Source organism: Buttiauxella sp. B2, assembly GCF_006376615.1.
GTDB lineage: Bacteria > Pseudomonadota > Gammaproteobacteria > Enterobacterales > Enterobacteriaceae > Buttiauxella.
In genome coordinates, this window is record NZ_VEXQ01000002.1 from 232,150 (window position 1) to 244,171 (window position 12,022).

At 50.0% G+C, this 12,022-nt stretch carries 18 protein-coding genes and 1 pseudogene; 14 read left to right on the forward strand and 5 right to left on the reverse strand.

Features of this window, described 5'->3' with window-relative positions; genetic code table 11:
• Positions 1-12: 12 nt before the first annotated feature.
• The 3 genes and pseudogenes from FH968_RS04280 to FH968_RS04285 form a co-directional block, all read right to left on the reverse strand.
• Positions 13-1,209: pseudogene (locus FH968_RS04280) on the reverse strand (PD-(D/E)XK nuclease-like domain-containing protein); the annotation flags it as partial.
• A 278-nt stretch (positions 1,210-1,487) separates the two neighbouring features.
• On the reverse strand, positions 1,488-1,637 hold the full coding sequence (locus tag FH968_RS23625) for a hypothetical protein (RefSeq protein ID WP_189388980.1): 150 nt from the start codon (positions 1,635-1,637) through the stop codon (positions 1,488-1,490).
• Positions 1,638-1,799: 162 nt separating this feature from the next.
• Positions 1,800-2,381 carry a helix-turn-helix transcriptional regulator gene (locus FH968_RS04285; protein WP_139877765.1) on the reverse strand — a complete coding sequence of 194 codons (582 nt, stop codon included), beginning with the start codon at positions 2,379-2,381 and terminating at the stop codon, positions 1,800-1,802.
• Positions 2,382-2,535: 154 nt separating this feature from the next.
• Between FH968_RS04285 and FH968_RS04290 the strand changes: the two genes are divergently transcribed.
• The 14 genes from FH968_RS04290 to FH968_RS04355 all read left to right on the forward strand — a co-directional run bounded on the left by FH968_RS04290 (position 2,536) and on the right by FH968_RS04355 (position 11,269).
• Positions 2,536-2,754 (forward strand): hypothetical protein, encoded by a 219-nt coding sequence (locus tag FH968_RS04290; RefSeq protein WP_139877767.1) that lies wholly within the window; start codon positions 2,536-2,538, stop codon positions 2,752-2,754.
• Between the two features lie 148 nt (positions 2,755-2,902).
• Entirely contained in the window at positions 2,903-3,097 is a 195-nt protein-coding gene (locus FH968_RS04295) for a hypothetical protein (protein ID WP_139877769.1), read from the forward strand.
• Complete coding sequence (locus tag FH968_RS04300; protein WP_139877771.1) at positions 3,094-4,263, forward strand: DNA cytosine methyltransferase; 1,170 nt, start codon at positions 3,094-3,096, stop codon at positions 4,261-4,263. Before FH968_RS04295 ends, FH968_RS04300 begins: the two co-directional genes overlap by 4 nt.
• A 250-nt stretch (positions 4,264-4,513) precedes the next feature.
• Entirely contained in the window at positions 4,514-5,224 is a 711-nt protein-coding gene (locus FH968_RS23815; RefSeq protein ID WP_223271284.1) for a DnaT-like ssDNA-binding domain-containing protein, read from the forward strand.
• Positions 5,202-5,693, forward strand: coding sequence for a replication protein P (locus FH968_RS04310; protein WP_189388983.1), 492 nt, complete (start codon positions 5,202-5,204; stop codon positions 5,691-5,693). Before FH968_RS23815 ends, FH968_RS04310 begins: the two co-directional genes overlap by 23 nt.
• A 194-nt stretch (positions 5,694-5,887) precedes the next feature.
• Positions 5,888-6,232, forward strand: coding sequence for a DUF1064 domain-containing protein (locus FH968_RS04315; protein ID WP_139877775.1), 345 nt, complete (start codon positions 5,888-5,890; stop codon positions 6,230-6,232).
• Positions 6,233-6,333: 101 nt separating this feature from the next.
• Positions 6,334-6,813 carry a hypothetical protein gene (locus FH968_RS04320; RefSeq protein ID WP_139877777.1) on the forward strand — a complete coding sequence of 160 codons (480 nt, stop codon included), beginning with the start codon at positions 6,334-6,336 and terminating at the stop codon, positions 6,811-6,813.
• On the forward strand, positions 6,810-7,424 hold the full coding sequence (locus FH968_RS04325; protein WP_139877779.1) for a hypothetical protein: 615 nt from the start codon (positions 6,810-6,812) through the stop codon (positions 7,422-7,424). The genes FH968_RS04320 and FH968_RS04325 overlap by 4 nt, the downstream gene beginning before the upstream one ends.
• On the forward strand, positions 7,421-7,810 hold the full coding sequence (locus FH968_RS04330) for a hypothetical protein (RefSeq protein ID WP_139877782.1): 390 nt from the start codon (positions 7,421-7,423) through the stop codon (positions 7,808-7,810). Before FH968_RS04325 ends, FH968_RS04330 begins: the two co-directional genes overlap by 4 nt.
• Positions 7,807-8,280, forward strand: coding sequence for a hypothetical protein (locus FH968_RS04335; RefSeq protein WP_139877784.1), 474 nt, complete (start codon positions 7,807-7,809; stop codon positions 8,278-8,280). The genes FH968_RS04330 and FH968_RS04335 overlap by 4 nt, the downstream gene beginning before the upstream one ends.
• 36 nt (positions 8,281-8,316) lie before the next feature.
• Positions 8,317-8,766, forward strand: coding sequence for a hypothetical protein (locus tag FH968_RS04340; protein WP_139877786.1), 450 nt, complete (start codon positions 8,317-8,319; stop codon positions 8,764-8,766).
• The gene (locus FH968_RS04345; protein WP_139877788.1) at positions 8,759-9,097 is read left to right on the forward strand and encodes a hypothetical protein; all 339 of its coding nucleotides are present in this window, start codon (positions 8,759-8,761) and stop codon (positions 9,095-9,097) included. The genes FH968_RS04340 and FH968_RS04345 overlap by 8 nt, the downstream gene beginning before the upstream one ends.
• Before the next feature lie 122 nt (positions 9,098-9,219).
• Positions 9,220-9,810, forward strand: coding sequence for a terminase small subunit (locus tag FH968_RS04350; RefSeq protein WP_139878040.1), 591 nt, complete (start codon positions 9,220-9,222; stop codon positions 9,808-9,810).
• Entirely contained in the window at positions 9,803-11,269 is a 1,467-nt protein-coding gene (locus FH968_RS04355; RefSeq protein WP_139877791.1) for a terminase, read from the forward strand. The genes FH968_RS04350 and FH968_RS04355 overlap by 8 nt, the downstream gene beginning before the upstream one ends.
• Positions 11,270-11,277: 8 nt before the next feature.
• Here FH968_RS04355 and FH968_RS23820 read toward each other — a convergent pair whose 3' ends face one another.
• Together FH968_RS23820 and FH968_RS23630 are read right to left on the reverse strand one after the other, a co-directional pair.
• Positions 11,278-11,805, reverse strand: a complete 528-nt coding sequence (locus tag FH968_RS23820) for a hypothetical protein (protein ID WP_223271285.1) — start codon at positions 11,803-11,805, stop codon at positions 11,278-11,280.
• Positions 11,806-11,879: 74 nt separating this feature from the next.
• Positions 11,880-12,017: a hypothetical protein gene (locus FH968_RS23630; protein ID WP_189388986.1), complete on the reverse strand. Its 138-nt coding sequence runs from the start codon at positions 12,015-12,017 to the stop codon at positions 11,880-11,882.
• Positions 12,018-12,022: the final 5 nt, after the last annotated feature.

The window sequence follows — 12,022 nt, forward strand, 5'->3', positions numbered from 1 at the left end:
TTCTTTCTCCTGTTAAGCGTTGGTGCGCAACGCATCAAGGCGGCGCAGGTCAAAATCGTTAAGTTCATCAACTAATGCAGATGTGAATGGTGCTGGCCAGATACCGGTATCCATGGCCTGACGAATGTCTTTAAGGGTTTTTTTGTATTCGAGTTGACCGAGTTCCAGTTCTTCCGGTGATGCTTCAACAATCGCTATCCAGTGATAACTCTCGTCTTTATTCACGAAGATCCAGAAGAACTGGTCCAGATCAGCGGTATCGCAATACATAGCAGCACTGACGTGGTAATCCATGTCGATGATGGTGCGGTGCAGTTTGGCGCGCAGTGCATCCTGTTTGATGCGGCCAAGACTTACCGTTTTCAGGTCGAAGCCAACACGCATCCCGCCGTAAGTTATTTCAAGGTCAGGACGAACACGTGTTTCAAGACCTGTATCTTCATCCATTCCGTAATAACTAACTTCTACTGCGCGAGTTTCGTGGTTAACGATTTGCCCAGCTTCAGGGTGATTAAATACGGCCTGTTGAATAGCGGTACCCAACGTCATCATGCGTCGAGTTACCATCACTTTTTCGTCTACGTTCTGCTGCCAGGTATTCATGATTTCGTCGGCAAACACGGCATCTGGTTTAATGCTGCGTATCGCTTCCGATGCTGTTTCTTTCGAGTTACCCGCTTTAAGCTGCGGCGGCAGGGTGGCGTTGTACGCTTTGATGCACTCCTTCATTGCAGCGGCGGTTTGTTTTGTATCTGCTTCAATCTTTTGGAATTCAACAGGCAAGCTGGCGTAAATCTCACGCGTTTCATCAACAGATGAACCCATACCAAGCTGCGGCGGCAGGGTGGCGTTGTGAGCATCAATGAACGCTTTCATGCTGGCGGTGTTAGTAAATGCACCTTCAGGTATTACTGGTTCAATGCTGAATTCTGCATCAATGGTTTCCGGCTCCAGGACAAGAGCGTGTACCAGAGTCCCGAACGTCAAAGCTTCAGTACTTTCTTTCTGAATAGTACGAGTGACATGACGGCCCTGGTAATACATGAGGCTGATACGCGCATCCTTAACCTGGCTTGAACTAATCCCATTAGAAGCGTGATAGTCGTTGTTGCTGATACCTTCGTAACGGCCCAGTTCAAAGTGCGGTGGCATGCTTGGAATAATTTCCGGAATATTTTGTTGTTGTGTTCGTGGCTGTTCAGCACTTATTAACCATTGCTTCATAAAATCCCGACGAGCTGCATTCCCGCCTGTAACGTCCGAGAAGCTTTCTTTTAGCGCGTTAACCATGCCAAACAACTTGTCGTTCGAGAGTTCATCAGCATGCGGAACGCAGCGAACAGCAAACTCAATCGAGGTGAACATGCCTGATAGCGGATGTTTATCATCTGCGGCCAGATCTAATGCGTGTTGCTGCGCTTCTTTTGTGAACTGCTCTTCGCTTGCGATAAACATGCCAAGCGCAATCGTTGCTTTAAGTTTGTCAGTCATTGCTTTGTACCCATCTCATTGGCCACGTTGCTGGCCTCTTTGGTTATAAAAGCCCACTCGATCCCGTCGCGCAGGCTGGTGAATTTCCAACTCATGAGGCCGCAAATGGTGACGAGGTAAAAACCGTCGCTGAATTTCCACTGCATGTTGTATCCCTCAATATTTACCAGTGAGGTAATAATTATGCGTATATGATTTGATGTCAATAGTTATGACAATAAAAAATTACCTTAAAGGTAATGTGTACGGGCGTAAAAAAGCCCGCTACACGGCGGGCTATAGATGTTTACTCTATGATTTATAAATACTTATGACTGGTTCTGCGAGAAGGTAAAGTCTATGAAAGATTCGATCTTTGCTTTCTCGTTTTCAGGTAACAAAGCGTAGCGGGAATGGTCATATTTAATCATGCCAGCATCGCCAGGCGGAACAATCAGTTCATACGGACGACGCCCGAACGCGGCGGCGATGGCTGCCAGATTGTTTAACGTTATGCTGGCTTCGTTACGCAGCAGTCGGTTTATAGTGGCCTGGCTGACTCCAGCTGCTTCGGCAACTTTCTGCTGTGATGACAGAGCGCGGTTGCTATCCATCCAGCGCTGAAGGTTCCCGGCAACAACAACACCGATCTCGCTATTATCTTCTGCTTGCTCAGTACCAGCTGCGATAGATAAGTAATGGTCAACATCGAGCCAGTATGTCGGTTTGTTAGCAGCCTTTTCAATTTTGCGCGCAACGGAATCACCAATCGTCTTAACACCCTTAACCCAGCGGCTTACGAGGTTAGGCTGACATTCCAGACGTTCGGCAAGACGAGACTGCGTTCTGTTGAAATCGCGGTCTATGATGTCGCGCAAATTGTCACGGCGGATGTCATTAATGCTTTTCATTGGTATTGATTTACGCCTGTAGGGTTCCGTTAATAGCTTCAATTTAAAGCAATGTTACCGCAAAGGTAAATGCACCTGCTAGGTAATAATCATTGATTTCTGCTACCCTTCAGGTAATTATTATGAGACATGACCAGCAGCAGGGTAGAGTTCTATGGTTTTCAACTTCAAAAAAAACTGGCTGGGTCTGGCACCTGAGGAGCGAGAAGCATTTGCTACGGAAGCCGGAACAACAAGTCATTACATCCAGACGCATTTAACCGGGAAAAGGAAAATGCCCGGTAAGAAGCTGATGGATGGGCTATTTAAAGCGTGCAAGTCCCGTGAATGGGTCAGTAACAAAGCACAGCTTGCTGAGTTCTTCTACGACTGATAGCCATGAATCATCTTAACGAGGCCGCCACTGTGCGGCCTTTTTTATTGGGTTTTGCAGGGTGGTAACAAAAATCCATTTATGGTTGATCTTTCCGTGTCGTCGTGCAAAATAACCAATAGCAATAACAAAACCGGAGGGTGAAAAAGTGAAAATCATTACCCGGGCCGAGGCTGCTAAGTCTGGCCTGAATAAATACTACACCGGGAAATCCTGCCGGAACGGGCATGAAGCTGAACGCTATGTTCTCAATGGAACCTGCGTGCAGTGCGCAATGGAAAGTGCGAACCGGCACCGTAACGAGTTTTCCGAACTGCTAAGGGCAGCCCAGGGGGCGGTATGAAACCTTGGGCTTACTATAACGAAATCGACCCCTTTGCAGCTCAGTGGTTGCGCAATCTTATTGAAGCCGGACAGATAGCACCTGGCTATGTCGACGAAAGGAGTATTGAAGATGTTACACCAAGCGATTTGCGAGGATTTACCCAGCACCATTTTTTCGCCGGCGTTGGAGTCTGGAGTTACGCATTACGCCAGGCAGGATGGCCCGACAGCAAACCTGTCTGGACAGGAAGTTGCCCATGCCAACCTTTCAGCGCGGCAGGCAAAGGCAATGGGTTTGATGACGAGCGGCACCTATGGCCAGCCTTCCAGTGGCTTATCAAAGAGTGCAAGCCTGAGCACATCCTTGGCGAGCAAGTTGCAGCTGGTAACGCAAATGTATGGTTCGACCTTGTACAAGCAGACCTGGAAGGAATGGGATACGCCTTTGGGCTTACGCCGTTCACGGCAGCGAGCATCGGTGCGCCGCATATCAGAGAGCGAGCTTACTGGGTGGCCCACGCCGACATGCAACACCAACCCGCAACCGGAAACGCGACGGGGATTGCAGAATGTATCCGGAGCGGCTCGGTTAGTGGGATGGCAAACGCCGATGGCGAACGACTCAACCGGTTCGACTCATTGTTACAGCGGGAAGAATCAGGACGGGTCGCCAAAGATATGCCTGAAGCTACCAGGGTCGGCGTTGCTAACGGGCTGGCCAACTCCGCAAGTCTCGGAAATAACCAACGAGACAGCTGTTCAAATGAGCGGGGATGGTCGAGCGAGGCCGAACAAAATCGGCTGGGCGGCAGCTTTGGCGGGATGGGTGACACCAACCTCGAGGGACTGGAAAGACTCGTCGGGAATGACAGCTCAGCGGGACGGGAAAGAACGACTGGACCAACTACCTCGCCAGGCTTACACATGCGGACCCTTGAGGTTAACGGTTTTTGGCGTGATGCAGACTGGCTGTTATGTCGGGATGGACAATGGCGTCCAGTTGAACCCGGCACATTCCCGCTGGTTGCAAGGTTTGCCAAAGGAATGGGACACAGCAAGTCCTCACCACGAGCACTGGCTGGACGTAATCGAACGGGGAGACTCAAAGGCTACGGCAACGCCATAAATGCCGAGGCTGCTGCCGCTTTCATTCGTAGTTACATGGAGGTGAGCGATGGCCGGTGACTGGATAAAAATGCGTGCTGATTTGCACACACATCCGAAAGTTGTCCGCATGTCGTCCGCATTGAAAGCGGACAGATTACGGATAGTTGGCGGACTACATTCCGCTTGGTGTCTTTTCGATGTCCATTCCGTTGACGGTTACCTTGACGGATACAGCCCTGAAACGCTCGACGACCTGATCGGATTCCCCGGATTTGCACGGGCAATGATTGCTGTTGGATGGCTACAGGATGAAGGTGACAATCTAGTCATGCCAAGGTTTGAAGCCCATAACGGGCAGTCGGCTAAGCGTCGTGCGCAGGATGCAGACCGTAAAAGAAACGTCCGCAAAGTGTCCGCATCGGAAGAGGACAAAAAGCGGACCAGAGAAGAGAAGAGAAGAGAAGATCTAAAAGATAAACCCCTCTCTAGCGCGGGTGCGCGCGAAAGGCCGTCAGATCCAAAGGTGGCAAACCAGATTATGGATAACCGACAACCTTCTGCTGGTGGGACAGGGATTGTTGGCAAGTTCACCATGTTCGAAGGCTGGCGACCGGATGATGATTTTTTGCTGAAAGCTGCGCAGTGGGGGCTGGTACTTACCGAACCACCACCTGAAACAGTTCTGGCTGAGTTCATCACGTACTGGCAGGCAGAGGGGAAGGTATTCCACCACGTCCAGTGGGAACAGAAATTCGCCCAGGCACTGAAGCGCAATCAGGGTCGTTACAAACAAACCGGAGATAAACGCGATGAAACCAATATCCGAGCTGATGGGTACAGTGGCCCTTGGAGAGGCGATGCAGTCGAGGACTCCATCGTCGCAATGGCAGAGCAGCTACGAGCAAACGGAAGAAGTGAGTCAGAGATCCGCCACATTCTGGGGGGAAATGATCGGGATTTACTCGGACAAATGGCGGGCGAAGAACGGCAGGGCACCGTCATTACGCTGGAATCAGGTGATTTCAGCGCTCACCGATGAGCAGTTGCAGGTTGCTGTAAACGCCTGCGTCCAGCGTTGCTGTGATGGTAATGCTTTCGCTCCTGACCTGGCTGAGTTCATGGCGATTGTCAGTCAGAGTGTAACCAACCCATTCGGCCTCAGTGCTGAAGACGTGATGATTGAATTTAATCGTTACTGCAAGAAACGCTATCAGTACAGCTGCCCGGAAACATTCCCGTGGAGCCAGCCGGTGCTGTACTGGATCTGCTGCGTCATGCGCAGGGAAATGCTGCAAAACAATCTGAATGAGATGGCTCTGGAGAAGCGCGCAGCGGTGCATCTCAAAGCCTGGGGCGAAAAGGTGAAGAGCGGGGAGAAAATACCGAAGCCAAAACCACTACTTTCAGAAAAACCAACGGCACCACGCATGACAGGGGACTACGGGCATAAAACTGCAATGGAGATGCTGGCAAAACTTCGGAGTGTTAATTCACAAAAGAATTATTAATGCCAAAATTCCGCAGCCAATCGCCCCAGCATTGTGATAACTCGGTGTCAGGTGTGGAAACGTATGGTTAGACGTTAAAGTAGCTTAAAAGGCTTTTGGGGGCGTTTTAACGGTGGTGGGTATTTTCACTGTTAGCGCGTTTTTTATATTGACAGTTATTACCTGTAGGGTAATTATTACCAATAAGGTGAGTTATGAAAAGGTCACTACAGGCTTTAGGCCGACTTAAGACCGGCGTCATGAACAAAACCGAGTCGGACTATTGCCAGCTTCTGGAGTTACGCAAACGTGCCGGGGAAATCGCCTGGTACCGCTTCGAAGGCATCAAGCTGAGGCTGGCTGACAACACGTTTTATTCACCTGATTTTGCTGTGATGTTGAGCACTGGTGAGATGGAGATCCATGAGGTTAAGGGGCATTGGACTGACGACGCCAGAGTAAAGATTAAGGTCGCCGCAGAACAGTACCCGTTCAGGTTTATCGCAGTGAAGCCAAAGCCTAAAAAGGCGGGTGGTGGCTGGGAAATTGAAGAGTTCTGAAAGGTTTTATTAATCAATTAAATCAATGATTTTAACGGGTTATGAGGGGTGATTATGACAAGCCATTATCGAGAAAGTTACTCAGCACTGAGGGATGAGAAATGACAGTTAAACGCTTTAACCAAATAGCGCTGATTAGCGCCATCACGGAAGAGTTGAATCGACAGCAACCTGAACTCCCAGCTGACGACAGAATGAATGTCATCATCAAGGCCGCTAACGATATCTGCGCTGAGTATTCGCGAGAGTTAGTAGTGGCTTCCAGGGGCATGGGCCTGACTGCCTGGCTTGCCAGCGATGATACCGGTCTAAGCAGCAAATTTATGGCCTCGGTTCTTTCTTATGGTCATTTCACTGCGCCAAATAATTACCCGCGTGACCCTGATGATTTTGGCCGCTGCATGCGACTTGTTCAGGCTGTTCCTGAGTTCAAGGGGCTTATTCATCTACTTGTCGATCATGGTCCTGAGTGGGAAGCCGTGGCTAACAATTGGGAGCGCTGGGTAGAGTTGTATTCATCTGGCGACGGTCGAGAGCTATATAAGGAAATGAAAGCGTCATATGCAAGGGAGGCCGAATGAGCAATAACATCGAAGCAAAAGTAATCCTCATGGATTCGCCTGAAGCGGCAAGTATTCAGACTTTAACTGGCTGGGTTGACCGTCATGGACGATTCTGGGGAGATGACGAGTATCAGGCTCGTTGGTGCGGGGCAACTCATCGCAAATGCAAAAACAAACCAGACGAACACCCGATTCACAGCACGCATGGTTACTGCGAAGAATGCTATCGCGAAAGTCGCCAGGCTAAGTTTGCAGAAATGGAACGTGCGGTTTGGGCTGGTGAACCATTGGTTATTTTCGATGGTGACCAATATTTCTTCGATGCAGAATCTCTGGCTGACTATTGCCGTGAAAACTCCGTTTTTCCCAAAGAGCTGCAACTTCTCATCTGTGAAGCTAATTACCCTTCTGAATTCGATATAGAACAGCATTGCCAAGAAATCATCCCGGACGGTGGCGATTGCTACTCTCTCCCGCAAGAAATACTCGATGCTGCTGACGCGCTGAATAAAGCAATCAAAGAAAGTTCGGCGGTGTCATGGAGTGGCGGCGATCAGGTTGCCATTGTTTCTGATGACATCCTTACTGACGAGCAAAAAGCTGAAATTTTAGCGGAGCGTGCAGCATGACTAACTCACTAGAAGCGCTGAAGGAGCGCGAATATTTCGTGCTCAGTGTCGGCCATACGCAGCGCAGTAATCCATACATCGTTCTGTGGGCTGCTGACAACTCCGGTTACCGTGGACGCATTGAGACGGCCGGGCGCTACCCGGAAAGCCTCATTAAATCGAAACTGGCTTATTACAATTGCGGATGTGACAACGTGGCCGTGCCATGTGATGTGTTGGAGCCTCTTTCGCATCCGGTTAATCCTGGTTTCTTTGACGACGACAATGGGCGCTGGCTTCGCAATAACGCCGCCACATGGAAAGCAGCACTAGCTAACACCATCGCAACACCGATGTATAAACCTGAACCGGAATACCGCGGCGCACCCCGCAAGGAGGCCAAATGAATAGCTTAGAAGCACTGACAGCCAGCATGCCGAAAAGAATTGTTCGCAATTGGCAAGCATCTGTTATGAGAACCTGTGATTTTTGTGGGCATCACAAGGGTACGGTTCTGAATGGCGACAACAGTTCAATCTGTGCGTCTTGCTGTGATGCTGAGAATTATGGAAATCTGCAATGTGCTCTAGAAGAAGCCTTGGAGCGTAACGCTGCGCTGATAGCGGCGCTGGAGCAGGCGCAGCAGGAAAGAAAAGTACAGCTTGAAACTATCGCTAGTGTCACTGGGCTATGGAATGAGCAGCGCAACCGAATAGCCGAACTGAAAACCAACAAACCATGCGTGAAGCTGCCAGGCGAACGCTTTGATGAAGATGGTTCTATTACCTCTGATTTCGACAGAGGATGGAATCACTATCGCGAAGACGCCATGAAAGCAATCCGCTCTGCAGGCGGCACTGTTATCGAGGGTGAGTGATATGGAAGCTCAATTATTCGCAATTAAGGTGACACTATGACCAACCTAAGCATTGAGCGCCTGGAAATAATCCACGCTGAAACTATGGAGGTAATCGACTCCAAACCTTACGCGACGGAAACAGCCTCAGTTGAAGTTAACGCGAAATTACTCACAGCACTTACAGGCGAACTACTCGCATACCGCAAGGCCAGTGGTGAGGCTGTGGCGTGGACTGACAAACTCGAACTAGACGAAATGAATGATTCTGGACGAGCCAGCATGTTTAAGTCTCGCCGAGCAATGGGAAAACCAGACCCAGCCAGCGTGGTTAAACTCTACGCAGCCCCTCAACTTCCTGTAGTGCCTAAAGGCTACGCGCTGGTTCCGATTGAGCCAACCTACGAAATGAGTGAGGCTATTGGGTTGCCGTGGGAGCATCCACCTTTCCCTCGTCGGTGGAAAAGAATGCTTGAGGTAGCTCGTAAGGTTGGTGGTAATGGCTAAAACAGCAGCAGAACGCAAGGCAGCGCAGCGTGAGCGCCTCGCAGAATCCGGTGCACGTAAGTTTGAATTGCTGATGGATGCGCAGGAACTGCAAATGCTAGAAAAGAATTGCGTACTCCGTCGTCCAGGCCGTGAACCGTATGACATGGTTGAGTATCTAACGCTGTTGATTCGCAAAGATAACGCCGAACTGGTTAGAAAACTCAAAAGCATGAGCACTGAATGTTGCGGTAAGTGTGGAGACAGTCTACCAGTGAAGGAATGTGTGTGTGACGGCGATAGTCAGTGCTGGTTAACAAAAGGCTGGCACGAAACCAAGCTTATAATGTGACATGTCACGGGGGTAATCATGCTCGACGAATTTGATGGATTTTGACGCAGGTCGCCGACTATGGCGGTTTTGTTTTGCGTGATAGTATTACTATATTGGTAATTGTTACTTAAATGGTAATTATGGTCGCTAACCCTAAGCGAAAATCAACCCAATTCAAGCCACTGACAGCGCAAATGGAAGCGTACTGCCAGGAGTATGTGAAGACTCCGGAAGACCAGAAAGGCTCCGCCGTCCGTGCTGGGTATTCAGAAAAGACCGCAGCGAAGTTCGCCAGCCAAAACATGCGTGACCAGCGTGTAATCGACCGTATTGCCGAACTGATGACCGAGCGCAATAAACGCCTGCGGGTCAGTGCTGACTACGTGCTGCAACGCCTGGTTGAAATCGATCAGATGGACGTGCTGGATATTCTGGAGGATGACGGCAGCCTGAAGCCCGTCAGCCAGTGGCCGAAGGTCTGGCGAATTTCCCTTAGTGCAATTGATATTAATCGAATCAACATGTCTTTGAAGGATGGAGAGAGCGATATCGAAACCACTCTGCAAAAGGTTAAATGGCCTGACAAAGTGAAGAACCTTGAACTCATAGGCAAGCATGTCGACGTCAACGCATTCAAAGAGCGCCTCGAGGTTAATGTGAACGTCAGCATTGCTAACCGTATGGCAGCTGCACGCAAACGCATTCAGGAACTGGGAAGCGGCGATGAGTGAAATCCAGAACGCAGAACTTGAGTTGATTGACGATATTGCCAGCTTCACACATGACCCATTGGGCTATGCGCTTTATGCCTTTCCGTGGGCAGAAGAGGGTACTGAATTAGCTCATGCATCCGGTCCGCGTAAATGGCAGGCTGATGCATTCGCCGAAATAGGCCAACACCTACGCAACCCAAAGACCAGACATCAGCCAATTATGCTGGCGCGCGCATCCGGACACGGTATCGGTAAGTCGGCATTTATATCGATGCTCATCAACTGGGGTATGGCTACCTGCGAGGATTGTAAGGTGGTGGTGACCGCCAACACCGATAACCAGCTACGCACCAAGACATGGCCGGAAATCATCAAGTGGTCCAGCCTGGCTATCACCAAAGACTGGTTCACTACCACGGCTACAGCAATGTACAGCACGGAGAAAGACCACGATAAACGATGGCGTGCTGATGCTATTCCGTGGAGTGAACACAACACCGAAGCATTCGCCGGTTTGCACAACGAACGTAAACGTATCATCCTGGTGTTTGACGAAGCGTCCAACATTGCCGATCTGGTGTGGGAAGTTGCCGAGGGTGCGCTGACGGATGAGGACACGGAGATAATCTGGGTGGCGTTCGGAAACCCTACACGTAACACTGGCCGTTTCCGTGAATGCTTCCGCAAATATAAGCACCGCTGGAAAACAGCGCAGATTGACAGCCGTACAGTTGAAGGCACCAATAAAGAGCAACTGCAAAAGTGGGTTGACGACTATGGCGAAGATAGCGATTTTGTGAAGGTTCGTGTGCGGGGGATCTTCCCGGATGCGTCAGAACTTCAGTTTATCCCTACAGGTATGACCGATGCCGCAATGAAGCGCATTGTGACCGCCGCACAGGTTGCGCATGCACCAGTGATTATCGGCGTCGACCCTGCTTACTCAGGTGTCGATGATGCCGTGATTTATCTGCGGCAGGGGCTGCACAGCAAAGTGCTCTGGACTGGCGCGAAGACCACCGACGATCTAATTATGGCGAAGCGTGTTGCTGATTATGAGGATGAGTACGGCGCTGATGCTGTGTTTATAGATTTCGGTTACGGTACCGGTCTGAAATCCATTGGTGACGGATGGGGCCGGGCGTGGACGCTGGTCCCCTTTGGTGGTGGAAGCAGTGACCCGCAGATGTTGAATAAGCGCGGTGAAATGTTCAATAGCTGCAAAACATGGCTCAGGCTAGGCGGCGCACTGGATGACCAGGAAACCGCAGACGATTTGTCAGCGGCTGAGTACAAAGTCAGGGTTGACGGCAAGATTGTCATGGAGCCGAAAGAGGATATCAAAGAGAGGTTGGGGCGTTCGCCTGGTAAGGGTGATGGGTTGCTGTTGACGTTTGCATTTCCGGTCACCAAAAAGATGCATCACCCAGGACAGCAACAGGGTAAGGCGCTGACCGAATACGACCCATATGCCTGAGCGCAGGCTCAGAACCCCAGCCAGCGAAAGAAATTGCGCAGTGTTTTTGCATTGCGATTGTAATGAGATGCACACTCTTCCATCACGGCGTGAGGGCTGATGTGGCCTATGGATTTTGTTCCTGCTTCAACAAGCTGTTTGTTAATTATGTTGAAGATGCGAACGTGAAAGATATCGCCTTGCTTTTTAATATCGTATCGGTAGGTGATGTCGTTAATGCCGCCAATGTACATTTTGAAATTGTGCATAATGATCTCTCGAATATTTCTCAGCTGAGATTGTACACAAATATTCAAAAGAGGATAAAAAAAAGGCCCACCGAAGTGGGCTAACTGGAAGCAATGAGGGTTTTCTGAGTTCCTTCTCACATGGGTACTGCCTACTTCTGATACCACGCTGGCAACGTGTTTGGTTGTGGTGGCCGGTGCTGGTTTCCGGCATGAAATATATTCAGTGTTAGCTGCCACTCGCGAGCGAGGATACGCATCATGATTTTCACTGAACTTAGTGGGTAATCCTGTCTTCCGGCTATTCACGCAGCTTGTCTTCCAACACAGGCTTATGCCTTACCCATTCTCACCTGCTAAGCGATGCGCATCAGCCTGCGCATTCACCACAACGATAAGAGCATTGCCACTGTGTCGACTATGGTGGTTAGCGCGGAGTCGGTGACGCCAATACTCTTATCTGTTGTATCCTCGTCTGCTTCCGAGGTGCCAAACCGAATCGCCACGATGGTTAATCGCATACCCA